The sequence below is a fragment of the Ferrovibrio sp. MS7 genome (assembly GCF_038404985.1).
Lineage (GTDB): Bacteria > Pseudomonadota > Alphaproteobacteria > Ferrovibrionales > Ferrovibrionaceae > Ferrovibrio > Ferrovibrio plantarum.
Genome location: NZ_JBBKBA010000003.1, coordinates 84040 through 107429, shown reverse-complemented (window position 1 = coordinate 107429; position 23390 = coordinate 84040). Strand labels below are relative to the sequence as shown.

The window sequence follows — 23390 nt, the reverse complement described above, 5'->3', positions numbered from 1 at the left end:
CGCCCCGATTTAGCCCCCCAGAATAGTTCCAGGCCCGACTTTTCCGGCCCGATTCGGCGTTCGCCCCATTGACGCTATATCCTGGTTAAGTTAGCGTCACGCCAAGATAAATTGCAGAAGAGGGGGCGGCGGATGGCAGACAACACGCTGACGCGCGCGCAATTGGCAGAGGCGATCTATCAGGAGGTCGGGTTGTCGCGCAGCGAATCCGCCACCCTGGTTGAGACCGTGCTCAACGAAATCATCGAAAGCCTCATCGCTGACAACATGGTGAAGATTTCCTCCTTCGGCACCTTCCAGGTGCGCTCGAAGGGCGGCCGCATGGGGCGCAACCCCAAGACCGGCCAGGAAGTGCCGATCGATCCGCGCAAGGTGCTGGTGTTCCGTGCCAGCCATGTGCTGAAGGAAAAGATCAACGCCGGCATGCATTCCGCCAAGAAGGCGCCGCCGCCGGCAGCGGGCTAAGCAGCCCTGTAGCCCACCAGTAGAGGCCGTTCAGCGTGGCGGAAGCCGAGTCCACATCCAAGCGGAGCCGCGCGGAGGCCGCCAAGGCCGCCAGCGCTTTCCGTACTATTGGCGAGGTCGCCGATAGCCTCGGCGTGGCGCAGCATGTGCTGCGGTTCTGGGAAAAGAAGTTCCATCAGGTCCGCCCGGTGAAGCGGAATGGCGGCCGGCGCTATTACCGCGTGGAAGACATCGAATTGCTGCGCGAGATCCGCAGCCTGCTGCATGACCAGGGCTACACCATCCGCGGCGTGCAGAAACTGCTGCGCGAAGGTGGGCTGGCGCAGGCCGTGCGCGCCCGTGCCACTGGCAAGAAGCCTGCTGCCGAAGCCGCCAAGCCCGATAAGGCGTCTGAGAAAGCCGCCGAGAAGGCCGCGAAGAAGCTGCATTCCGACGATCTGCGCCAGGTTTCGATGCCGTTCGACCTGCTGCAGGACATGAGCGGCCTGAAGGCCGTGGTGAAGGCCACCCTGGCCGATCTGGAAGGCCTGCGCGCCGAACTCGCCGCGCGCCAGAATCGCTGAAATTCCGCAGCCCTAACCAGGCAATTCCGCAGCCCCCGCGTGGTTGCGCCGGGGGGAGGGCGTGGCTATAGTGCGCGCCGTTTCGGGGTGCCGCCTGCTTATCTGGCCAGGCGCCCTGAACACGGTCGGAGCGTAGCGCAGTCTGGTAGCGCACTTGCCTGGGGGGCAAGGGGTCGTGGGTTCAAATCCCGCCGCTCCGACCAATACTTCCCCACCATGAAAATCAGCGCGCTGCCGTCAATCCCTCGAACACCGTGAGGGAGAGGATATGGCTGACCGTGGTACCATCATCGGCCATCGGCGTATGGCAGAGTTCGATGGTGGCGAAGTTAGCTCGGTATTCCAGGCGCGGCGGGCCGTAGCGGTAGAGCGCCAATCCCTCGCGCACCACGTCCTCGCGGTCGGCAATCGGGTATTGCAGGCTCGGCATGTCGGTGGCCTGGGCTTCGTCCATGTAGCGGTTCGCCAGCTTGAGCCCGAGCGCGCTGTTGGTCTGTTCGCCGATCACCGTCAGCTTGAAGCGCGACTTGCCGGTTGCATATTCAACCCGGGTCAACACCAGATGCGGCAGTAGATCGGCGACCGCCAGGGGATTCAGCGCGGCGCGCGGCGGCAACCTTTCCTGCGGATGCAGCGCGATCGCAACATCGAGAAAACGCTGCATCAGCGTGTGGCGGGCGGTGCCGCGCAGCTCGTTCAGGCGCTGCAGGTTCGGATGCATGGAAGGCAGTCTAGCCAAGTTTCAAAAGCCGCGCTTTCTAACAAAATTGTGTTCCTGCCGATATGTCTCCCCGGATTATTCTGTTCCTTCCCATAGGCTGTGCGGCCTATTGTCCTGTTGCAATCTGAGGAGGTTCCGATGCGGCGCGCCCTGGCGCTTTTCAGCATAGTAGCTGCCAGTCTGCTGCTGCGGCCCGAAGCCGCGCATGCCGCCGACCTGCCGATCTTCGATGCCCATTTGCATTACAGCCATGATGCCTGGGATGTGGTGCCGCCAGAGCAAGCGGTGAAGATCCTGCGCGATGCCGGCCTGCGCCGCGCCATGGTGTCGTCGTCGAATGACGAAGGCACCCAGAAACTGCATCGTCTGGCACCCGATATCGTCATCCCGGTGCTGCGGCCCTATCGCAAGCGCAGCGACATCTCGACCTGGGTTCGCGACGACACCGTGATCGAGTATCTGGAAAGCCGGCTGAAGCAATACCGCTATGTCGCCATCGGCGAATTCCATGTCTATGGCGCCGATGCAGATCTGCCGGTGGTGCGCCGCATGGTGCAACTGGCCAAGCAGCACGGCCTGTTCCTGCATCTGCATGGCGATGCCGAAGCGGTGGACCGCGTGTTCAAACAATGGCCGGAGGCGCGCATCCTGTGGGCGCATTCCGGCTTCGACCGCCCGGAAGCGGTGGCTCTGATGCTGGAAAAGCACAAGGCGCTGTGGGCCGATCTGGCGTTCCGCAACGATCAGGCCTCCAATAACAAGGTGTCCGAAGCCTGGCGTCCGGTATTCCTGAAACACGCCGACCGCTTCCTGGTCGGCACCGACACCTTCACGCCGGAACGCTGGTACTACGTCACCGAGCACGCCAAGTATTCGCGCGGCTGGCTCGCCGATCTGCCGCAGGATGTGGCCGAGAAAATCGCCTACCGCAATGGCGATGCGATTTTCGCCAAGCTCTACGCCGGCCAATGAAACCGCTGCTGCTTGGTCTGCTGCTGCTGTTGCCCGGCAGTGCCTGGGCCTGCCTGCCGGGTTTCGAAACCGCCAGCAAGACAACGCGCGACGGCGTGACGGTGGCGTGGAAAAGCGAGCCGGCGAAGATTGTCACCGGCGCGCCTTTCGCGCTTGAACTGGCGGTCTGCCCGGCAGCACCGCGCCTCAGCGTCGATGCCCATATGCCGGCACATCGTCATGGCATGAATTACCAGCCCAGCATCCGCGCCAGCGGCGAAGGCCGCTTCCGCGCCGAGGGCCTGGTGCTGCATATGCCGGGCGTCTGGGAATTCGTCTTCGAGGTGACGAACCCTGCCGGCAAGCTGACGCGGCTCACCGCGAATTATCAGGCGCCATGATCCGGCTGCTGGCGGTTTTGCTGCTGCTGGCGCTGCCGGCGGGCGCTATCGCCGCTGAGTTCACGCCGGAGGAACGCGCCGCTTTGCTGCGCCATGGCCCCTGGCCGTTGCCGCTTGAGCGCGACGACAGCAACCGGCTTTCCGGCAATCAGGCCGCCATCGCATTCGGTCAGGCACTGTTCTTCGATCCGCGCCTCTCGGCCAAGGGCGACATGAGCTGCGCCACCTGCCATCAGCCGGCGCGGCGCTATAGCGACAATGAGAAAGGGCGCGGCGAATTCCTGCGCAATGTGCCGAGCTTGCTCGATATCCGCTGGAACCGCTGGTTCGGCTGGGATGGCGCGCAGGATAACCTGTGGTCCCAGAGTTTGCGGCCGATGCTCTCGGCGGCCGAGATGGCGGCAACGCCGAAGCTGATCGCTGATCACATCCGCAGCGATGCGGATTTACGCTGCCGCTACCGGGCCGCTACAGGCGCGGTGCCCGAGGCCGATGACGATGCGGTGGCGGTGATGGCATCGAAGGCGCTTGCTGCGTTTCAGGAAACGCTGATAAGCGGCCCGGCGCCGTTCGATGCCTTCCGCGATGATCTTGCCGCCAATCGCACGCCAAACCTGAGCGAAGCCGCGCAGCAAGGCGCCAAACTGTTCGTCGGCAAGGGGCAATGCGCCATCTGCCATATCGGGCCCGGCTTCACCAACCGCGAATTCCACGATATCGGCGTGCCATACATGGTGCGGCCTGGCCTGGTCGATCCCGGCCGCCATCTCGGCCTGCGGCGTTTAAGCGAGAGCAAGCTCACCAGGCTGGGGCCGTTCAGCGACGACCCGGCGCGCGAGTCCGTGACCACACGGCATGTCACGCTGCTGCACCGGAACTGGGGCGAATTCCGCGTGCCGAGTTTGCGCAACCTCGTCGGCACCGCGCCCTACATGCATAACGGCAGCCGCGCCACGTTACGCGACGTAGTGCGGCATTACTCCGAGCTGAACGAGGAACGGCTGCATGCCGATGGCGAGCGACTGCTCAAGCCACTGTTCCTCGGCAACGACGAGATCGACGCGTTAGTGGCTTTCCTGGAGGCTTTAAGCGGACCTTCACCCGCCGAGCCGGCGCCCCTGGCGGCGTGTATACCCTGAGGCATCATATTGCGATATGAGATGCGCGGACGAAGTCCGCGCATGACGACTATACTTTGGACTCGTCACCGCCGGGCTCGACCCGGCGGTCTCATGCTTTATGGGGAAGATGGCCGATTTAATGGCCCCCCTCGCTTTCGCGAGGGCGACAAGTCGGAGTCTTATTCCTTCACCGCACCAGTCATCGACGCGACGTAGTAGTCGACGAAGAAGGAATAGAGGATCGCCACCGGCAGCGAGCCGAACAGCGCACCGGCCATCAGCGAGCCCCAGTGGTAGACATCACCTTCCACCAGTTCGGTCAGCACGCCGACCGGCACGGTCTTGTTCTCGGATGACGAGATGAAGGCCAGCGCGTAGATGAATTCATTCCACGACAGCGTGAAGGCAAAGATGCCGGCCGAGATCAGGCCCGGCACCGCCAGCGGCAGCACGATCTTGATCAGAATCTGCACCCGCGAGGCGCCATCGATCAGCGCGCATTCCTCAAGCTCGAACGGGATCGACTTGAAATAACCGATCAGCAGCCAGGTGCAGAACGGAATCAGGAAGGTGGGGTAGGTGAGGATCAGGGCCCACATGCTGTCGTAGAGCCCGAGATTGTAGATCATGGTGGCGAGCGGGATGAACAGGATGCTCGGCGGCACCAAGTAGGCGAGGAAGATCGCCATGCCGACGCCCTGAGCCCCCTTGAAGCGCAGGCGTTCGATGGCATAGGCGGCGAGCACGGAGGCGAACAACGACAATGCGGTGGCGACCACCGCCACCACCATGGTGGTGAGCAACCATTCGGGATAGGGCGTGTCGAACAGCAACTTGCGAATATTGTCGAAGGTCGGCTTCAGCACCCAGAGCGGATTGTGATCGCGGTAGTTCAGCAATTCGCTGTTCGGTTTGAACGTCGTGAGGCCCATCCAGTAGAACGGGAACAGCAGCACGAACAGGAAAATCAGCAGCGGAATCCACAGCACCACCACTTGGCGCGGCAGTGTTTCCAGATAGCTCATACCTTCGCGGTTATCGGCGCCGGCGGCGGAATTGGCGGTTGCGTCGCTCATCGGTTCAGCTCCCCTGCTGCCATTTCTGCCGCTGCAGCCCGAAGTAACACAGCGCTGTCGAGAGGACGAGGAACGGGATCATCGCCACCGCGATGGCTGCGCCCTCGCCAAGCGCGCCGCCATTGATGCCGCGCTGGAAGGCCAGCGTTGCCATGAGATGTGTGGCATTGGCCGGACCGCCGCGGGTGATGGCGTAGATGAGCTGGAAGTCGGTGAAGGTGAACAGGATCGAGAAGGTGAGCACGATACTCAACACCGGCAGCAGGTTCGGCACCGTGACATAGCGGAAACGCTGCCATGACGTCGCACCATCAAGCGCAGCCGCCTCATACAGGCTCGGCGAAATCGTCTGCAGGCCTGCGAGCAAGCAGATCGCCACGAAGGGAATGCCGCGCCAAATATTGGCGGCGATGACCGAGGCACGCGCGTTGTTCGGCTCGCCGAGGAATTCGATATAGCTGTTGATTAGCCCCAGCTTGGTCAACCCCCAGGAGATGATCGAGAACTGGGAATCGTAAATCCACCAGAAGGCAATCGCCGACAGCACGGTGGGCACGATATAGGGCAGCAGCACCACGGCGCGGATGATCGATTTGAACGGCATATGCTTGTTCAGCAGCAAGGCCAGCCACAGGCCGAGGCCGAATTTGATCACGGTGGCAACCACGGTATAGAGCACGGTGTTGAACACCGAGAGCATGAAGATGCTGTCGCCGAGCAGCGAAATATAATTCTCGAAGCCGATGAAATAGCCGCCACGGCCGATCTTGGTATCCGTGAAACCGAGCCAGATGCCCAAGCCCAGCGGGTAGGTAAGGAACAGCAACAGCAAAGCCGCCGCTGGTGCCATGAACACGATCGACAGGAAGGTGCGGTTTTCGGCAATACGCTCCCACAGGGAAGCGCGCCTGATTGCAATGCTCATGCGGCGGCCATCAACAAAGCTGAACGGGAATGGAAGAGGGCAGGGCCGGGCGGCGAACCACCCGGCCCCAATCCTTGACTAGACCTTGTAGACGCGCAGCAGGCGCTTCTCGGCCTCGGCGACGGCTTCCTGCGGCGTCTTGGCGCCGGAGGCGGCCTGCGCCACCATGTTGTTGACGATGTAGTCGTTCAGCGCGGCGGCCGAGGAATAGCCGAGCTGGCCGGAATAGCCATGCCACAGCATGTTCTTCACCGTGTCGCGGTAGGGCAGGTTCTTCGGATCCGACTTCCACACCGCGTTGTTCTCGTAATCCTTCAGCGCGTGCGTGATGTAGCCGATCGAGGCGGTCTGCCACGGCTCGTACTGCTCCTTCTCCCACATGAACTTCAGGTAGGCCTTCGCCGCCTTCGGGAACTTGCAGTACTTGAACAGATAAGCCTGGCTGAACAGATGCAGCTCGGTCGGGCGACCGACCGGACCGATCGGGAAGTTGGCATGCTGGATATCGTCAGCCAGTTCCTTGATCTTCGGGTCCTGCGAGTTCTTCGCCGCGTAGTAGACCGAGATGCCGTTGTTGGTCAGGCTGATCTGGCCGTCGAGGAAGGCCTTGTTGTTGTTCGGATCAAGCCAGCCCATCGTGCCGCTGATGAAGGTCGGATAAAGCTGCCGGGCATATTCCAGCGCCTTGATCGTCTCGGGGCTGTTGATGACGACATTGTTCTTGTCGTCGACCATCTTGCCGCCGAAGGCCCACATCAGCCAGTAGGTCCAGGAACCGTCGCCCACGGCATTGCCGAGCGCGAAGCCCGCCGGCGTGCCCTTGGCATGCAGCGCCTTGCAGAGTTCGAGGAAACCGGCAGTGTCCTTCGGGAAGGTGGAGAAGCCGGCAGCGTCGACATGGCTCTTGCGATAGACCATGCAGGCGCCGGCAGCGCCGAGCGGCAGGCCGATCCAGGTATTGCCGCGCTTGGCATACTTCTCGGCCACCGGGAACCAGCCGCCATACTTCTTGCCGAGGTCGGTGGCGATATCGGTGAGCGGCACCAGCTTGTCGGCAAACAGGTGCGGCACGTCGAAGAAGTCGAGCACCATGTCCGGGCCGGCGCCGACATTGGCGGCCACCGAGGCCTTCGGGGCCACGTCCGGCCAAGCTTCGCGGTCGACGCGGACTTCGACGCCGGTCAGTTCGGTGAACTTCTTGGTGTTGGCCATCCAGGTGTCGATATCGCCCTGAACGAACTGGCTCCAGCGCAGCATGCGCAGCTTGGCGCCCTTTTCGACATCAGCGGCCTGGGCGGCGGCTTCAACCGGGGTAAGCAGGCCGGCGCCCGATGCGGCGACGGCGGCGCCGGCGCCCAGCGTGGTCTTGATGACGTCGCGCCTGGTGAAATTAGTCATAGGTATCCTCCTCGGGTGTTGCGGTTTACGTTTCCTCGAACTCGGGCCTTATGCTGGCCTTTTACCGGCTGGGACGCGGTGCGTGCCGCGCGCAACTGAAATATAAGATAGCAGCCGCGCAGCCTCATGCAAACCGTTTCCGGTTGCCAATTCAGTAAATTATGCACCACGCTCGGGCAGCATTTTTAGTAAAATGGTTGATAACACTGTCAGCGGGCTAATGCCTGCCGATTGCAGCATCGGACTCCCCTTGCCAGTGATAGCTGTGTCGTTGTAAGCGGAAGCCATGCCGACCCCACTGCCTGCCGAGTTGTCCAGCCGCCGCATCCTGATTGTCGAGGACGAAGCGCATGCCCGCCGCGTCAATGTCGACATCCTGGAAGAACTGGGCTTCAGCAATATCCGCCAGGCGATGGACGGCACCGAGGCGCTCGACATCCTGGAAACCACCCGCAGCCCGATTGATCTGGTGATCTGCGACCTGGCGATGCCGAAAATGGATGGCTTTGCCTTCGTCGAGAAGGTACGCAAATCCCGGCAATATTACCGCGATACACCGATCATCATGCTCACGGGTTCGGCCAACGCCGATGCCGTGATCCGGCTCAAGAGCCTGGGCGTGAACGGCTATCTGGTGAAGCCGATGACGCCGGAGGCCATCCTCGACCGCATCAAATACGTGCTGCGCTTCCGCCTCTGATCCTGCGCTATTACCTGGCTGGTAATTGATCCGGCTCCCAGTCCCCGAAAGAATGCAGGGGCGCAGGGCAATATATGTCTGGGCGGGAAGGGAATCGGCCATGCCATCAGAAACAAGGCCCCAGCTACCCTGGCCGGCGCGGCTGCCCTTCTATTATGGCTGGGTGGTGATCGCGGTCGCCTTCGTCACCATGGCCGTGGCGGTCACCGCCCGCACAGCCTTCTCATTGCTGTTGCCGCCGCTGATCGATGAATTCGGCTGGGATCGTGGCCTGGCCGCCGGCGCCTTTTCCTTCGGCTTCCTGGTTTCCGCCCTGATCAGCCCGCTGGCGGGCAAGCTGATGGACCGGCATGGCCCCCGGCTGGTGATCGGTGCCGGCGTGGTGCTGATGGCGGCCGGGCAATTGCTGGCACCTTATATCAGCGCACCATGGCAGTTCTATGCCACCCTCGGCGTACTGGTCGGCGGTGGCGCCAACCTTGCCACCTATACGGCCCATTCGCTGTTCCTGCCGAACTGGTTCCTGCGCCGTCGGGCGCTGGCAATCAGCATTGCCTTCGCCGGCGCCGGCATCGGTGCCGTGTTGCTGCTGCCCTGGCTGCAAAGCATCATCCAGAGCCAGGGCTGGCGTGCCTCCTGCACCGTCACCGGCCTGCTGGTGCTGGTACTGATTGGCCCGCTGGTGCCGTTTCTGCGCCGCCGCCCGCAGGATATCGGCCTGCAGCCGGATGGCGACACCCAGGGGAATACAGGGCAGGCGGCGCCGAAACGCGGCAATATCGTCGATCCCGACTGGGCGGCGCAGGACTGGACCCTGGCGCGGGCCTTGCGCACGGCGCGCTTCTGGTGGCTCGCCCTGGCGTTTTTCTGGATGACCTTCGCTTGGTATGCCGTGCAGGTACACCAGACCAAGTATCTCATCGAAATCGGCTTCGCGCCGCTCACGGCGGCCTGGGCGCTCGGCGTGGTCGCCATTGTCGCCATTCCGGGGCAGGTGCTGCTCGGCTGGCTGTCGGACCGCCATGGCCGCGAGCTGGTCTGGGCCCTGGCCTGTCTCGGCTTCGCCATCAGCTATGCCGCCCTGATCGCGCTGGAGCAGGGGCCGAACCTGCCGCTGCTTTATATCATGGTCGCCGCCCAGGGGTTGCTCGGCTATGCCGCCACCTCGGTGATGGGCCCTATCGTGGCGGAGATTTTCGAGGGCCCGCATTACGGCGCCATCTTCGGCAGCATCACCGTGGCGCTGATCGCCGGTGGTGCTGCCGGCCCCTGGCTTACCGGCGTCATTCACGATGCCACAGGCAGCTATCGGCTGGCGTTCCTGGTGGCGATTCTCGGCTGCGTGGTGGCTGCCGGGGCGGTATGGCTTGCGGCACCGCGCAAAGTGCGAAAGGTGCCGGGACGTTCCTGATTGTTCTTCCTATGTCTACAGTTCCATCGCCCCGCTCCTTGCAATCAGGGCAGGCGCGGCTATAGTCCCGCTCTCGCGCCGCCGCCAGGGTCCCGGACAGGGATTCTGACGGGCGGTTTTGCTGAACCTTGGGGAGCGACAAATGCTGATTTCTGAAGCCTACGCGCAGGCCGCTGGTGGTGGTATCGCCGACATGGCTACGCAGTTCCTGCCGATAGTGCTGATTTTCGTGGTGTTCTATTTCCTGCTGATCCGGCCGCAGCAGAAGCGCGCCAAGGAACACAAGGCAATGATCGAGGCGGTGCGCCGCGGCGACGTCGTTACCACCTCCGGCGGCATCGTTGGCAAGGTTGCCAAGGTGCAGGAAGACGGCCTGGTCCAGCTTGAGATCGCCGAAGGCGTCAAGATCAAGGTGGTCAAGTCCACCATCGCCGAAGTGCGCTCGAAGGGCGCCGGCGATGACGAGGCCGATTCCAAGTAACCGTAAAAATACTCTCGGGCCGGCCTTGTCGCCGGCCCGATCCAGTCCCTCTTAATGCGTGAGGGCAGGGGCAGACCGACATGCTTTATTTCGCACCGTGGAAAGTTTGGTCCATCATCCTGGTCTGCCTGGCCGGGTTGCTGCTGAGCCTGCCCAACCTGTTCACCCGCGAACAGTTGAACAAACTGCCGTCCTGGATCCCGACGCATCAGGTCAATCTCGGCCTCGACCTGCGCGGTGGCGCCCATCTGCTGCTGGAAGTCGATACCAATACCGTGCTGCGCGAGCGGCTCGAGGCGCTGGTGGACGGCGCCCGTTCCGAATTGCGCAGCGCCAACATGCGCTATACCGGCATCGCCGCTACCGGCACCAACACCGTGACCGTGCGCCTGCCTGATCCCAGCACCGCGCCGCGCGTGCGCGAATTGCTGCAGAAGCTGGCGCAGCCGGTGCAGTCGAGCCTGATCGGCTTCGGCGGCGGCCAGCTCGACATGACCGTGGAAGTCGCGCCTGAAGGCAATGCCGTGCGCATGGTGCTGTCGGAAGCCGCGATCCAGGAACGCGCCCGCGCCGCCGTCACCCAGTCGATGGAAATCGTGCGCCGCCGTATCGACCAGTTCGGCGTCAACGAACCCACCATCCAGATCCAGGGCCGCGACCGTATCCTGGTGCAGTTGCCCGGCATCGACGATCCGCAGCGCATCAAGACCCTGGTGGGCCAGACCGCCAAGTTGACCTTCCACCTGCTGGACATGAGCGCCGACAGCAACGCTACCGTGGCGCCGGCCGGCTCGATGATCCTGGAATCCGACAAGGACCGTGACGGCACCGGCCGCCCGGTGCGTTTCGTGGTCAAGCGCAAGATCGAAGTGGCGGGCGACCAGCTGGTGGATGCCCAGGCCGGCACCGATCAGCGTTCCGGCCAGCCGATCGTCAATTTCCGTTTCAGCACCGCCGGCGCCAAGCGCTTCGCCGAAATCACCCAGGCGAATGTCGGCATGCCGTTCGCCATCGTGCTCGACAACAAGGTACTGACCGCGCCGCGCATCAACGAGCCCATCCTTGGCGGCTCGGGCCAGATCAGCGGCAACTTCACATTCGCTTCGGCCTCCGACCTGGCTGTGCTGCTGCGCGCCGGTGCGCTGCCAGCACCGCTGAAGGTGGTGGAGGAACGCACCGTCGGTCCCGATCTCGGCGCTGACTCGATCCGCGCCGGCTTGATCTCGATTGCCGTCGCCGCCGTACTGGTCATGGTCTATATGGTGCTGGCCTATGGCCTGTTCGGCTTCTTCGCCGATATCGCGCTGATCGCCAACCTGCTGCTCACGCTCGCCGCCATGTCGCTGCTCGGCGCCACGCTGACGCTGCCGGGCATTGCCGGTCTGCTGTTGACGCTGGGCATGTCGGTGGATGCCAACGTGCTGATCAACGAGCGTATCCGCGAGGAAACCAAGCTCGGCAAATCGCCGATGGCCTCGATGGAGGCGGGCTTCAAGCGCGCCTTCAGCACCATCGTCGACGCCAACCTGACGACGCTGTTCAAGATGCTGATCCTCTACGCCCTCGGCTCCGGCACCGTGAAGGGTTTCGCCGTCACCATCTCGCTCGGCATCATCACCTCGATGTTCACCGCCACCGTGGTGGTGCGCCTGATGATGGTGACCTGGCTGCGCCGCCGCCGCGTCGCGGTTTTGCCGGTGTAAGGACGCAATAGCATGTACAAGCTCCGCCTCATCCCGGACAACACCAACTACCCGTTCATGAAGGGCCGCATCATCGGCCTTGCGGTATCCGCCTTCCTGAGCTTGGTGTCTGTAATCCTGTTCTTCCATCCCGGCTTGAATTACGGCATCGACTTCAAGGGCGGCATCGTGATCGAGGCCCGCTTGTCGCAGCCGGCCGATTTCCCGGCCTTGCGCGAAGCCATCCACAAGCTGGATCTGGGCCAGGCTGCATTGCAGGAATTCGGCTCGCCGCAGGATGTGCTGATCCGTCTCGGCCGCCAGGAAGGCGACGATGCCGCCGCCCAGCGCGCCGCCGACAAGGTGCGCGCCGCGCTGAACCAGAGCTATCCCGGCACCGAAATCCGCCGCGTTGAAGCGGTCGGCGCGTCCGTGTCGGATGAATTGTTCAAGGACGGCATGATCGCCATGGGCTTGGCGCTGGTCGCCATGCTGGCCTATATCTGGTTCCGCTTCGAATGGCAGTTCGGCGTCGGTGCCGTCGTCACCCTGGTGCTCGACGTGACCAAGACGGTCGGCTTCTACGTCGTCACCGACCTGCAGTTCAATCTCGTTGCCGTGGCCGCCGTGCTCACCATCATGGGCTTCTCGATCAACGACAAGGTGGTGGTATATGACCGCGTGCGCGAGAATTTGCGCAAGTACAAGGTGATGCCGCTGCGCGAGTTGATCGACAAGAGCATCAACGAAACCCTGAACCGCACCATCAACACTTCGGTGACGATCTTCCTGTCCACCATCCCGCTGGCTTTGTTCGGCGGCGAGGCGGTGCAGGGCTTCGCCATCGTGCTGCTGTTCGGCATCGTGCTGGCGACGTCTTCGTCGATCTTCATCGCGGCGCCGATCCTGCTGTTCCTTGGCGAGAACAAGCTGCGCCGCGGCACCGAGGCGCCCACCGCGCCACCCCAGGCTGGTGGCAAGCCCGCCAAGGGCTGATGCCGCATGGCCGACCTGAAGCAACAGGTCGCACCTGACCGCCAGACCATCGCCGCCTATGGCGATGGCGGCTTCCGCATCGCTGGCAGACATTGGCTGGAGCCGGTGCTGGTGCAGCCGCGCCTCACCTTGGCCTGGGGCATTGGCAGCCTTGCCGCCATGACCATCGAAAGTTTCGCACCGCTGCTGGCGGCCGAGACAAGGCCGGAATTGCTGGTGCTGGGTTGCGGCGCTTCGATTTCGCCAGTGCCGCGCGAGATCCGCGCCGCGTTGCGCGAGCAGGGCATCGTGATCGAGCCGATGAATACCGGCGCCGCCTGCCGCACCTACAACCTGCTGATCATGGAAGGCCGCGCGGCAGCTGCGGCCCTGATCCCGATTCCCTGAACATCATCCGGAACAACAAAAAAGGGCCGCCGGATCACTCCGGCGGCCCTTAATGCAACGGCTTGCGTCAGCCGATATTCTGCTGCGCCACCATGCAATAGAGCATCGGCAGCGAGAGCATGAAGTTGGTGCGCGAGGTGAGCATGGCGAGGCGCGCGGCGGCGGCCTTGGCGGCATCGTCCACCGGCACCATGCCGAGCGCCTTCTTCTGATTCGGCCAGATGATGAACCAGACATTGAAGGCCATGATCAGGCCGAGCCACATGCCGATGCCGATGGTGCGGGTGCCTTCCTTCAGCATCATCGCGTCATGGCCATAGCCGTTCAGCACCGAGAGCAGCAGGCCGGTGACCACGGTGGCGAGCGCCGCCCAGCGGAACCAGAACAAAGCCTCGGGCGCGATGAACTTGCCCACGGCGGGCTTCAGTTCGGCCGGGATCTTCGGCATCGTCGGGATCTGCACGAAGTTGAAGTACCACAGCAGGCCGATCCACAGCACGCCGGACAGCACATGCAGCCAGCGCACGAAGAAAGCGACATAGGCATGGTCGACACTGCGATGCAGCAGCAGGAAGGCCAGAACCGTCAGCACGATTCCGGCGCCAAGGGCCTTGTAGAGATTTTCCAGAATCTTTGCCATTGCTGGTTCCTTGTTGTTATGGGCTTGATTCGACTTGGGCAGGCTATCACAGAATGGGGTGGCAGCAAGACGGGTTACAGCTTATAGCTGACCCGCCATGGAGCTCGACTCGGCCACCCATTGCGGCAGCGAACTGCGCCGCCACGACCCCGACCGCTGGCTGACGGCGCTGTTCGCGCCTGATGCCGCCCGCCCGGCTTTATGGGCGCTTTATGCCTTCAACCTGGAGATCGCACGCAGCGCCGAGCAAGTGAGCGAGGCAATGCTGGGCCATATACGGCTGCAATGGTGGCGCGAAACCTGGGATGGCATACGCGCCGGCACGCCGCGCAAGCATCCGGTGGCCGAGGCCCTGCATGCCGCCGGTGCCGCCGCCTGGAATGCCGAGGATGTCGCGGCCTTGATCAATGCCCGCGAACGCGACCTGGAGCCGGCGCCGCCGGCTAGCTTGGCCGAACTGCTGGACTATGCCAGGGCAACCACGGCGCCGTTGCAACGGCTGGCCAGCCAGGCACTAGGCGTGGTGCCCGACGCGAGCCTGCGCGAGACGCTGGATTATGCCGGCCAGGCCTATGCGCTCACCGGCATCCTGCGCGCCGTGCCGTTCCACGCTGCCCAAGGCCGCGTGCTGCTGCCCGCGCAGATGCTGGGCGGGCAGGGGTTGGCCTGGGAAGCCATCCTGCGGCAGGAGTTGGACCAGCGCACTTTCGCGGTGATGCGCGAGATCGGCCTGGAAGCCCGCCGCCTGCTGGTGATGGCACGCCGCCGCCCGGTAGCCCGCGCCGTGCTGCCGGCCTTGCTGCCGCTGACCATCGCGACTTTGCATCTGAAGCAACTGGAGCGCGCCGGCTTCAATCCGGCAGCCCTCTCCGAACCATCGCAGCCGCGCAAGCACTTCGCGCTGCTCTGGGCGGCGTTACGCGGAAAGTTCTAGGCGGCCTGCACCGCCGGGCTGCCGAGCCAGGTGCTGAGATCGGCGCGTGCGCGCTGGGCCATTGCCTTCTTGCGGGCATCGCGCCGCACATCCTCGGGCAGCGGCGGGAACAGACCGAAATTCACATTCATCGGCTGGAAGGTCTTGGCATCGGCGCCGCCGGTGATGTGGCTGTGCAGCGCGCCGAGCGCGGTGGTTGGCGGCGGCGCAGCAAGGCTGGCACCGAGGCGCTCGGCGGCGGCCATGCGACCTGCCAGCAGGCCGATGGCGGTGCTCTCCACATAGCCTTCCACGCCCGTCACCTGGCCGGCGAAGCGGAGCCGCGGCTGTGCCTTCAAGCGCAGTTGCTTATCCAGCAGCTTCGGCGAATTCAGGAAGGTGTTGCGATGGATGCCGCCAAGGCGGGCGAATTGCGCGTTCTCCAGGCCCGGGATCATGCGGAAAATGCGCACCTGTTCGGCATGCTTCATCTTGGTCTGGAAACCAACCATGTTGTAGAGCGTGCCGAGCGCGTTATCCTGGCGGAGCTGCACCACGGCATTGGGGCGCTTGCCCGTGTTCGGATCTGTGAGGCCAACCGGCTTCATCGGGCCGAAACGCAGGGTCATCGGGCCGCGCTCCGCCATCACCTCGATGGGCAGGCAGCCCTCGAAATAGGGCGTGTTCTTTTCCCATTCCTTGAACTCGGTCTTGCCCGCTTCCAGCAGCGCGACGATGAAGGCATCGTATTCCTCGCGGCTCATCGGGCAGTTGATGTAATCGGCGCCGTCGCCCTCGGGGCCAACCTTGTCGTAGCGCGACTGGAACCAAGCCTTCGACATGTCGATGCTGTCCTTGTGCACGATAGGCGCAATGGCATCGAAGAAGGCGAGGCTGCTTTCGCCAGTGAGGCCGAGCACGGCTTCGGCCAGCGCCGGCGAGGTAAGCGGCCCGGTGGCAACCACCACGCTATCCCAATCCTCGGGCGGCAGGCCGACGATCTCGCCGCGCGCGATGGTGATCAGCTTTTCGCCTTCGATGGCGCGCTGCACCTGGGCGGAAAAGGCCTCGCGGTCCACGGCCAGCGCGCCGCCAGCCGGCACCTTGTTGGCATCGGCGGCCGCCATGATCACGGAGTTGCAGCGGCGCAGTTCCTCATGCAGCAGGCCGACGGCATTGTTCTCGGCATCGTCCGAGCGGAAGGAATTGGAGCAGACCAGTTCGGCCAGGCCATCGGTCTGGTGCGCGTCGGTCTTGCGCTCGGGCCGCATCTCATGCAGCACGACGGGCACACCAGCGCGCGCCAGTTGCCAGGCCGCTTCCGAGCCGGCAAGGCCGCCACCGATGACGTGAACCAGTTTAGTCATGACGCAACATCTCCAACGCTTCTACACTCTCGGCGGCCAGTATACGCCGGATCAGGTCACTTGAAAAACCGCGCCGGGCCATTGCCGCCATGTCCTTCTGGCGCATTTCCCGGCGCTGTTCAGGATCGGCGCGGAAAGGGCCGAGCTTGCGCCGCCGGGCATAGGCGATGGCGGCGGGCAGATCGCTTACCGGTTCCGGCCTTTCGTCGCTCAGGTTTTCCAGCGCCGCCGTCGTCATGTCGGCCTTCACGCCCTTGGCCGCCAGGGTCTGGCGGATGCGGGTCAAACTCTTGCCCTCATCATAGAGGCGCCGCGTGCGCTGTTCGGCATAGCGCTGATCGTTGAGGAAGCCGAGCCGGGTCAGCTTCTCGATCACCGCGTCGATCCAGGCTGCTACCTCGGGCGGCGGGCCATCCTCGCTGCCTTCCATCCGCCGCCGCACCTTGCGTTGCAGCACGCGGCGCAGATTGGCGGTGGAGGAGGCATAGCGCTCCAGGTAGAACAACGCCGCGCGCTCGAGATAGCCGGGATCGACCTTTTTCGGCCGTGATCCTGGCTTCGAGCGCGGTCCCGGCATGATTTACGTGAGCTTCAGCGCCGCAATGCCGGCACGCGCCACTTCCGCATCCTGCGATGAAGCGACACCGGAAACACCGACCGCGCCGATGCAGATGCCATCGGCGATGATCGGCTCGGCGCCTTCCAGCAGCACCAGATCCGGCACCGAAAGGAAAGCCGTGCGGCCATTGGCGATGATGTCTTCCAGTGCCTTGGTCGGGCGGCGGGCATAGGCGGAAGCCTTGGCCTTGCCCTGGCTGATGGCCACCGTGGTGAGGCCGGCGCCATCAAGGCGCTGGAAATGCAGCAGGTGGCCGCCATCGTCGACGATGGCAATGCTGACCTTCCAATTGTTCTTCACGGCTTCAGCCTCGGCAGCGGCGGCAACCGCCTGCACATCGGCAAGGCTCAGCATCTTACGGGTAAGCATCACTTGATCTCCTATGAACTTAGCGGCTGGCAGCGCGCTTCTTGGCCGGCGTTGTCTTATCTGGGGTTGCCTTGGCCGATTGCAGATCGGCCAGGCTGCGCTTGTCGGCGGGTTTGAGATATTCCTTGAGATAACGGCCGGTGTAGCTGTCCGCCACCTTGGCCACGTCCTCGGGCGTGCCGGCGGCCACGATCATGCCGCCGCCATCGCCGCCCTCCGGCCCGAGGTCGATCACCCAGTCGGCGGTCTTCACCACTTCAAGGTTATGTTCGATCACGATCACCGTGTTGCCGTTATCCACCAGGGCGTGGATCACTTCCAGCAGCTTGCGCACATCCTCGAAATGCAGGCCGGTGGTCGGCTCGTCGAGAATGTAGAGCGTGCGGCCGGTGGCGCGCTTGGAGAGTTCCTTTGAGAGCTTGACGCGCTGCGCTTCGCCGCCCGAGAGCGTGGTGGCCGATTGCCCGATCTTGATATAGCCCAGGCCGACCTGCTGCAGCGTGAGCAGCTTCTCCCGGATTGACGGCACCGCCTTGAAGAAATCGACGCCGTCATCCACCGTCATGTCGAGCACATCGGCAATCGACTTGTCGCGGTAATGGATATCCAGGGTTTCGCGGTTATAGCGTTTGCCCTTGCAGACATCGCATTGCACATAGACATCCGGCAGGAAGTGCATCTCGATCTTGATCAGGCCGTCGCCCTGGCAGGCCTCGCAGCGGCCACCCTTGACGTTGAACGAGAAGCGGCCGGCGGCATAGCCGCGCGCCTTGGCTTCCGGCAGGCCGGCGAACCAGTCACGGATCGGACCGAAAGCGCCGGTATAGGTGGCCGGGTTGGAGCGCGGTGTGCGACCGATAGGCGACTGGTCGATGTCGATGATCTTGTCCAGCCATTCCAGGCCCTCGATACGGTCATGGGCACCAGGAATGTCGCGGCTGCCATTCAGCTTGCGCGATACCGCCTTGAACAGCGTCTCGATGGTCAGGGTCGATTTGCCGCCGCCCGACACACCGGTGACGCAAGTGAGCAGCCCGAGCGGGAATTCGGCGGTGACATTCTTGAGATTGTTTGCCTTGGCGCCGATGACGCGGACGATCTTGTTCGGCACGCGCTGGCGCCGCTTGGTCGGCACCGCGACGAAACGCTTGCCGGAGAGATACTGTCCCGTCACCGACTTGGCCGATTTCATAATATCGGCAGGCGTGCCTTCGGCAATGATCTCGCCGCCATGTACGCCGGCGGCCGGGCCCATGTCGATGACATAATCCGCCGTGCGGATGGCTTCCTCGTCATGCTCCACCACCAGCACGGTGTTGCCGATGTCGCGCAGGTAGGTCAGGGTTTCGAGCAGCTTGGCATTGTCGCGCTGATGCAGGCCGATGCTGGGTTCGTCCAGCACATAGAGCACGCCGGTAAGGCCGGAGCCGATCTGCGAGGCGAGGCGGATGCGCTGGCTTTCGCCGCCCGACAGCGTGCCGGAAGCCCGCGCCAGGGTGAGGTAATCCAGGCCGACATTGACCAGGAAGCCGAGGCGTTCGTTGATCTCCTTCAGGATGCGCGCGGCGATATCCTGCTGCTTCGGTGACAGCGCCTTGGTGAGATCAAGGAACCATTGCCGTGCTTCCAGGATCGAGCGTTCGCAGACCTGGCCGATATGGTTGCCGCCGACCTTCACCGCAAGGGCTTCCGGCTTGAGGCGGTGCCCGCCGCAGGATTCGCAGGCGGTGGCGGACTGGAACCGCTCCAGTTCCTCGCGCACCCAGTCGCTCTCGGTCTCGCGCCAGCGCCGCTCCAAATTCGGGATCACGCCCTCGAACGGCTTCTTGATGGTGTAGCTGCGCATGCCGTCGTCATAGGCAATCGGCACAATATCCTCGCCCGAGCCCTGCAGGATCACCTGGCGCACTTTGGCCGGCACATCCTTCCACTTGGCGGTGAGCGAGAATTTGTAATGCTTGGCCAAGCCATCCAGCGTCTGCTGGTAATAGGGCGAGGTGGACTTGGCCCAGGGCGCGATGGCGCCTTCGCGAAGCGTCACATTCTCATCCGGCACCACCATGGCAGCGTCGAAATACATCTTGCTGCCCAGGCCGTCGCAGACCGGGCAGGCGCCGAACGGATTGTTGAACGAGAACAGGCGCGGCTCGATTTCATCAATGGTGAAACCGGAAACCGGGCAGGCGAACTTGGCCGAGAAAATGGTGCGCTCGCCCCCGGTTGCCCCTGGCTTGGCGTCGGCACCTTCGGCAATCGCGATGCCGTCGGCGAGGCCGAGCGCGGTCTCGAAACTGTCGGCCAGCCGGGCCTGCACGCCGTCGCGCACCACCACGCGGTCGATTACCACCTCGATGTCGTGCTTCAGCTTCTTGTTCAGCGCCGGCACTTCGGCGATCTCATAAAGTTTGCCGTCCACCTTCACGCGCTGGAAGCCGCGCTTCTGCAGGTCCTGCAATTCCTTTTTGTATTCGCCCTTGCGGCCACGGATCATCGGCGCCAGCAAGTAGAGGCGCGTGCCTTCCGGCATCGCCATCACGCGGTCGACCATCTGGCTCACCGTCTGGCTCTCGATCGGGAGGCCGGTAGCGGGCGAGTAGGGGATGCCGATTCGGGCGTAGAGCAGGCGCAGGTAATCGTAGATTTCGGTGACGGTACCAACCGTGGAGCGCGGATTCTTCGAGGTGGTCTTCTGCTCGATGGAAATGGCCGGGCTCAAGCCGTCGATATGGTCGACATCCGGCTTCTGCATCAATTCCAGGAACTGCCGCGCATAGGCCGACAGGGATTCGACATAACGCCTTTGGCCCTCGGCATAAATCGTGTCGAAGGCGAGCGAGGATTTGCCCGAGCCGGAAAGCCCGGTGAGCACCACCAGCTTGTCGCGCGGGATGTCCACGTCCACGTTCTTGAGGTTATGCTCACGGGCGCCGCGGACGGAGATGGTCTTCTGCATGGGACGGCTCACTGACGGGGGCTTAGGGGGCTGAAACGGCTTTTTTTGCGCTAAGTCTTCATTATACGCTGAGAAGGTGGTACAAGACCAGTTAGAGAACAGATACAAGAACAAATAGTGGAGAACGGCCCATGGCTGGCAGCGTCAACAAGGTGATCCTGGTCGGCAATCTGGGCCGGGACCCGGAAATCCGTTCGATGCAGAACGGCGATGAAGTGGCCCAGCTCTCCATTGCCACCTCCGAGACCTGGCGCGACAAGAATAGCGGCGAGCGCAAGGAACGTACCGAGTGGCACCGGGTGGTGATTTTCAATGAAAACCTGGTGAAAGTGGTCAAGCAATACGTGAAGAAGGGCGCCAAGCTCTACATCGAGGGCTCGCTCCAGACCCGCAAATGGACCGACCAGTCCGGCCAGGAAAAATACACCACCGAGATCGTGCTGCAGCGCTATCGCGGCGAACTGACCATGCTGGATGGTGGTCGCGGCGAAGGCGGCAGTGGCGGCTCCTCGGGCGGCGGCTTCGGCGGCGGCGATGACGATTACGGTGGCGGCGGCTTTGGCGGCGGCTCGGCTGGTGGCGGCTCCGGTGGTGGGGGCCGCAGCGGTGGCGGCAAGCCGGCGCCGCGCCGCGACGACCTGGACGACGATATTCCGTTCTGAGCCAAGCTCAGCAGCGACAAACGAAAAGGGCACCCGTTCATCGCGGGTGCCCTTTTTAGTTTGGCGAAGCGGTTAGCTGCGGGTGATCGAAATGCCGCCATCGACGAAGCTGGCGGTGCCGGTGACGAAGGCGGAATCCTCGGAGGCGAGATAGAGCACCGAGCGCGCCAGTTCTTCCGGGCGGCCAACCCGCTTCAGGGCATGCATGTTGTCCATGGCCGCAGTGGCTTCGGGGGTGGTGTGCATGCCGCGATACATCGGCGTATCCACGGCGCCCGGCAGGATCGAATTCACCCGCACGCCCTCCGGCCCGTATTCGGCGGCCAGCACCTGGGTCAGGCCGATCAGGCCGGCCTTGCTGGCGGCATAGGCGGCGACGCCGGGGAAGCCAATGGTGTGGCCGACGAAGGTGGAGGTGAAGATGACCGAGCCGCCACCGCGCGCGATCATCGCCGGGATCTGGTGCTTGGCGCCAAGGAAGCCGCTGGTCAGGTTGGTGGCGAGCGTATCCGACCAGCCCTGTTCCGACACCGAGATGCTCGGGCCGGCTTCGCCGATGATACCGGCATTGTTGAAGGCGATGTCGAGGCCGCCGAAGCGGCTCACCGCCAGGTCGACCAGGGCCTTGGCATAGGCTTCCGACTTCACGTCGCCGGCCAGCGCCACGGCCTCGCCACCGGCAGCCTGGATCTCGGCCACCAGGCTGGACAGTTCCGCCTCGCGGCGGGCACCGACCACCAGCTTGGCACCTTCCTGGGCAAACAGCAGCGCGGTGGCGCGGCCGATGCCGGCGCTGGCGCCGGTAACCAGGGCAATCTTTCCATTCAAGCGGTTCATGATCTTCACTCCTGTTTTGGTTGCGGCGCCCGATGCGCTCGCTGATGGGAGCAAGGTATGATTTGCTTTTTGTATTTAATAGGCGAATTAAATGCGGATATAATTCAGTTTATATGAATATTGGAGGGTTGAGCCATGGACCGCCTGCGCGCTTTCGAGGTCTTTGTCAGTGTGGTGAGCAAGGGCAGCCTGGTGCAGGGCGCTGCCGCGCTGAATACCTCGCCGGCCAATGTCACCCGCTACCTGAACGAACTGGAGGGCCATCTCGGCACCCGGCTGCTGAACCGTTCGTCGCGGCATCTCTCGCTGACCGAAAGTGGCGAAGCGCTGTATGAACGCAGCAAGGCTATCCTCGATGACGTGAGCGAAGCCGAAGCCCTGGCCGCCGCCTCGAACATGAAGCCGCGCGGCCGGCTGCGCCTCAACGCGCCGGTGAGTTTTGGCGTGCTGCATCTGGCGCCGCTCTGGCCGCGCTTCATGGCGCAATATCCCGATGTCGAACTGGACGTATCGCTGGTTGACCGCGTGGTCGATATCGTGGAGGAGGGCTTCGACCTCGCCGTGCGCATCTCACGCAGCGGCTCGGCCAACCTTGTGGCGCGGCGGCTGGCGGTGTCGCACAACGTCGCCTGCGCCGCGCCCGATTACCTGGCACGCCACGGCATGCCGCAGCATCCAGCGGATCTCGGCCAGCATGTCTGCATCATCAACGCCAATGCCGCGATGGCCGATGAATGGTTGTTCAGTGACGCAGCCGGGAATAGCCACAAAGCCACCGTGCGCGGCAGATTGCGGGCCAATAACGGCGATACGGCGCGGGCGGCGGCTTTGGCCGGCCATGGCATCGCCTGGCAGCCAACCTTCCTGATCGGCGACGATCTGCGCGAAGGCCGTCTGGTGCGGGTGTTGCCCAGTTACAGCCTGCCCGATATCGACATCCTGGCGCTCTATCCCAGCCGCCGGCATCTCAGCGCCAAGGTGCGGGTGATGGTTGATTTCCTCGCCGACGCCTTCAAGGGGACGCCGAGCTGGGACGCCACCTGATCAACGGCGCAAGAGCAACGCCAGCAGGCTACCGGCAGCGGCCGCCGCAAGTACGGCGGTGCCGGGATGCTGCTGCACCAGCGGTCCGGCCTGGGCCAGCAGCGGCTTGGCTTGCGCCAGCAGGTCGGCGATGTCGTTGGCCGGCGTCGGGCGCAGGCGGTAGGCGAGGTAGCCGGCCAGGGCCGACAGGGCGAGCAGGCTGAAAGCTGCCGAGGCCGCCGCCAGCGGCAGTGGCATCAGGGCGCCGAACCCGAGGAACAGCGACCAGCCGAGCAGCAGCAGGCCGGAGAGCAGGGCGCAGGCGCCAACCGCGCCGGCGACGGCAACGACGGCAAGCTGCCGCCGTTGCCGCGCCGAAGCGGCTGCCCGCATGACCTCAAAGGCCAGGGTGAGCTGCGGCAGGCTCATCGCCGCAGCAGCAGGCCGGTGAGGACGGCACCGGCGGCAAAGGCCGCCAGCAGGCTTACGGCAGGGCGCTCGCGCACAGTGTCTTCTACCATGGAGATTGCCTCCTGACCCTTGTCCTTGGCCTCGGTCAGCAGGCCCTGGAGATGCTCCTGCATCAGTCCAAGCTCGGCCTCTGCCAACGTGCCACCACTCTGCTTCACCTTGGCGAGGAGGGAGCTGAGCTGACTTCCCAGCTCAGCCACATCCTTGTGCAGCGCCCGCAAGTCAGCTTCGGGGTTGCGGGTTGTTGCGCGTGCCATG

26 protein-coding genes and 1 tRNA gene are annotated in these 23390 nt (G+C 63.7%); 15 read left to right on the top strand and 12 right to left on the bottom strand.

Going from position 1 to position 23390, the window contains the following annotated elements; genetic code table 11:
* Positions 1–132 precede the first annotated feature (132 nt).
* From V6B08_RS18770 to V6B08_RS18760, 3 genes are all read left to right on the top strand, one after another.
* Positions 133–465, top strand: a complete 333-nt coding sequence (locus V6B08_RS18770) for an integration host factor subunit alpha (protein ID WP_341983770.1) — start codon at positions 133–135, stop codon at positions 463–465.
* A 35-nt stretch (positions 466–500) separates the two neighbouring features.
* Positions 501–1028 carry a MerR family transcriptional regulator gene (locus tag V6B08_RS18765; RefSeq protein ID WP_341983767.1) on the top strand — a complete coding sequence of 176 codons (528 nt, stop codon included), beginning with the start codon at positions 501–503 and terminating at the stop codon, positions 1026–1028.
* A gap of 126 nt (positions 1029–1154) precedes the next feature.
* Positions 1155–1231: transfer RNA gene (locus V6B08_RS18760), tRNA-Pro, on the top strand.
* 20 nt (positions 1232–1251) lie between these two features.
* Here V6B08_RS18760 and V6B08_RS18755 read toward each other — a convergent pair.
* Positions 1252–1749: a PAS domain-containing protein gene (locus V6B08_RS18755; protein WP_341983766.1), complete on the bottom strand. Its 498-nt coding sequence runs from the start codon at positions 1747–1749 to the stop codon at positions 1252–1254.
* Positions 1750–1887: 138 nt separating this feature from the next.
* On the opposite strand from V6B08_RS18755, the gene V6B08_RS18750 reads away from it, so the two are divergent.
* The 3 genes from V6B08_RS18750 to V6B08_RS18740 are packed head-to-tail and all read left to right on the top strand — an operon-like array spanning position 1888 to position 4240.
* Positions 1888–2721, top strand: a complete 834-nt coding sequence (locus tag V6B08_RS18750; RefSeq protein WP_341983765.1) for an amidohydrolase family protein — start codon at positions 1888–1890, stop codon at positions 2719–2721.
* Positions 2718–3101, top strand: coding sequence for a hypothetical protein (locus V6B08_RS18745; protein ID WP_341983763.1), 384 nt, complete (start codon positions 2718–2720; stop codon positions 3099–3101). Before V6B08_RS18750 ends, V6B08_RS18745 begins: the two co-directional genes overlap by 4 nt.
* Entirely contained in the window at positions 3098–4240 is a 1143-nt protein-coding gene (locus tag V6B08_RS18740; protein ID WP_341983761.1) for a cytochrome-c peroxidase, read from the top strand. The genes V6B08_RS18745 and V6B08_RS18740 overlap by 4 nt, the downstream gene beginning before the upstream one ends.
* A 161-nt stretch (positions 4241–4401) precedes the next feature.
* On the opposite strand, the gene V6B08_RS18735 is transcribed toward V6B08_RS18740, so the two are convergent.
* From V6B08_RS18735 to V6B08_RS18725, 3 genes are all read right to left on the bottom strand, one after another.
* Positions 4402–5298, bottom strand: a complete 897-nt coding sequence (locus V6B08_RS18735) for a carbohydrate ABC transporter permease (protein ID WP_341983759.1) — start codon at positions 5296–5298, stop codon at positions 4402–4404.
* Positions 5299–5302: 4 nt separating this feature from the next.
* Positions 5303–6223 carry a carbohydrate ABC transporter permease gene (locus V6B08_RS18730; protein WP_341983757.1) on the bottom strand — a complete coding sequence of 307 codons (921 nt, stop codon included), beginning with the start codon at positions 6221–6223 and terminating at the stop codon, positions 5303–5305.
* Positions 6224–6301: 78 nt separating this feature from the next.
* On the bottom strand, positions 6302–7621 hold the full coding sequence (locus V6B08_RS18725) for an ABC transporter substrate-binding protein (RefSeq protein ID WP_341983755.1): 1320 nt from the start codon (positions 7619–7621) through the stop codon (positions 6302–6304).
* A 286-nt stretch (positions 7622–7907) separates the two neighbouring features.
* Between V6B08_RS18725 and V6B08_RS18720 the strand changes: the two genes are divergently transcribed.
* From V6B08_RS18720 to V6B08_RS18695, 6 genes are all read left to right on the top strand, one after another.
* Positions 7908–8321, top strand: a complete 414-nt coding sequence (locus V6B08_RS18720; protein WP_341983754.1) for a response regulator — start codon at positions 7908–7910, stop codon at positions 8319–8321.
* A gap of 100 nt (positions 8322–8421) precedes the next feature.
* Positions 8422–9732: an MFS transporter gene (locus tag V6B08_RS18715; RefSeq protein ID WP_341983752.1), complete on the top strand. Its 1311-nt coding sequence runs from the start codon at positions 8422–8424 to the stop codon at positions 9730–9732.
* 142 nt (positions 9733–9874) lie between these two features.
* Positions 9875–10213 (top strand): preprotein translocase subunit YajC, encoded by a 339-nt coding sequence (gene yajC / locus V6B08_RS18710; protein ID WP_341983750.1) that lies wholly within the window; start codon positions 9875–9877, stop codon positions 10211–10213.
* Between the two features lie 80 nt (positions 10214–10293).
* Positions 10294–11916: a protein translocase subunit SecD gene (secD, locus tag V6B08_RS18705; RefSeq protein WP_341983747.1), complete on the top strand. Its 1623-nt coding sequence runs from the start codon at positions 10294–10296 to the stop codon at positions 11914–11916.
* A 12-nt stretch (positions 11917–11928) separates the two neighbouring features.
* A complete protein-coding gene (gene secF, locus V6B08_RS18700) occupies positions 11929–12891 on the top strand; it encodes a protein translocase subunit SecF (protein WP_341983745.1) in 963 nt (320 codons plus the stop codon).
* Between the two features lie 6 nt (positions 12892–12897).
* A complete protein-coding gene (locus V6B08_RS18695; RefSeq protein WP_341983743.1) occupies positions 12898–13278 on the top strand; it encodes an Mth938-like domain-containing protein in 381 nt (126 codons plus the stop codon).
* A 67-nt stretch (positions 13279–13345) separates the two neighbouring features.
* On the opposite strand, the gene V6B08_RS18690 is transcribed toward V6B08_RS18695, so the two are convergent.
* The gene (locus tag V6B08_RS18690; RefSeq protein ID WP_341983741.1) at positions 13346–13918 is read right to left on the bottom strand and encodes a urate hydroxylase PuuD; all 573 of its coding nucleotides are present in this window, start codon (positions 13916–13918) and stop codon (positions 13346–13348) included.
* Between the two features lie 97 nt (positions 13919–14015).
* On the opposite strand from V6B08_RS18690, the gene V6B08_RS18685 reads away from it, so the two are divergent.
* Positions 14016–14852: a phytoene/squalene synthase family protein gene (locus V6B08_RS18685; RefSeq protein ID WP_341983739.1), complete on the top strand. Its 837-nt coding sequence runs from the start codon at positions 14016–14018 to the stop codon at positions 14850–14852.
* On the opposite strand, the gene trmFO is transcribed toward V6B08_RS18685, so the two are convergent.
* From trmFO to uvrA, 4 genes are read right to left on the bottom strand one after another with little or no spacing between them, the layout of a single operon-like run.
* A complete protein-coding gene (trmFO, locus tag V6B08_RS18680; protein WP_341983736.1) occupies positions 14849–16198 on the bottom strand; it encodes a methylenetetrahydrofolate--tRNA-(uracil(54)-C(5))-methyltransferase (FADH(2)-oxidizing) TrmFO in 1350 nt (449 codons plus the stop codon). The two genes, V6B08_RS18685 and trmFO, sit on opposite strands and share 4 nt — an antisense overlap.
* On the bottom strand, positions 16191–16775 hold the full coding sequence (locus tag V6B08_RS18675; protein WP_341983734.1) for a regulatory protein RecX: 585 nt from the start codon (positions 16773–16775) through the stop codon (positions 16191–16193). The genes trmFO and V6B08_RS18675 overlap by 8 nt, the downstream gene beginning before the upstream one ends.
* A 3-nt stretch (positions 16776–16778) precedes the next feature.
* A complete protein-coding gene (locus V6B08_RS18670; protein WP_341983732.1) occupies positions 16779–17186 on the bottom strand; it encodes a GlcG/HbpS family heme-binding protein in 408 nt (135 codons plus the stop codon).
* Between the two features lie 19 nt (positions 17187–17205).
* Entirely contained in the window at positions 17206–20139 is a 2934-nt protein-coding gene (uvrA, locus tag V6B08_RS18665; RefSeq protein ID WP_341983730.1) for an excinuclease ABC subunit UvrA, read from the bottom strand.
* A gap of 131 nt (positions 20140–20270) precedes the next feature.
* On the opposite strand from uvrA, the gene ssb reads away from it, so the two are divergent.
* Complete coding sequence (ssb, locus tag V6B08_RS18660) at positions 20271–20801, top strand: single-stranded DNA-binding protein (RefSeq protein WP_341983726.1); 531 nt, start codon at positions 20271–20273, stop codon at positions 20799–20801.
* Positions 20802–20873: 72 nt separating this feature from the next.
* Here the strand turns inward: ssb and V6B08_RS18655 are convergent, their stop codons facing one another.
* Complete coding sequence (locus tag V6B08_RS18655) at positions 20874–21638, bottom strand: SDR family oxidoreductase (RefSeq protein ID WP_341983724.1); 765 nt, start codon at positions 21636–21638, stop codon at positions 20874–20876.
* 135 nt (positions 21639–21773) lie between these two features.
* Between V6B08_RS18655 and V6B08_RS18650 the strand changes: the two genes are divergently transcribed.
* The gene (locus V6B08_RS18650) at positions 21774–22682 is read left to right on the top strand and encodes a LysR family transcriptional regulator (RefSeq protein WP_341983722.1); all 909 of its coding nucleotides are present in this window, start codon (positions 21774–21776) and stop codon (positions 22680–22682) included.
* On the opposite strand, the gene V6B08_RS18645 is transcribed toward V6B08_RS18650, so the two are convergent.
* Together V6B08_RS18645 and V6B08_RS18640 are read right to left on the bottom strand one after the other, a co-directional pair.
* Positions 22683–23090, bottom strand: coding sequence for a hypothetical protein (locus V6B08_RS18645; RefSeq protein ID WP_341983721.1), 408 nt, complete (start codon positions 23088–23090; stop codon positions 22683–22685).
* Positions 23087–23389: a hypothetical protein gene (locus V6B08_RS18640; RefSeq protein WP_341983718.1), complete on the bottom strand. Its 303-nt coding sequence runs from the start codon at positions 23387–23389 to the stop codon at positions 23087–23089. The genes V6B08_RS18645 and V6B08_RS18640 overlap by 4 nt, the downstream gene beginning before the upstream one ends.
* Between the last annotated feature and the right edge of the window lies 1 nt (position 23390).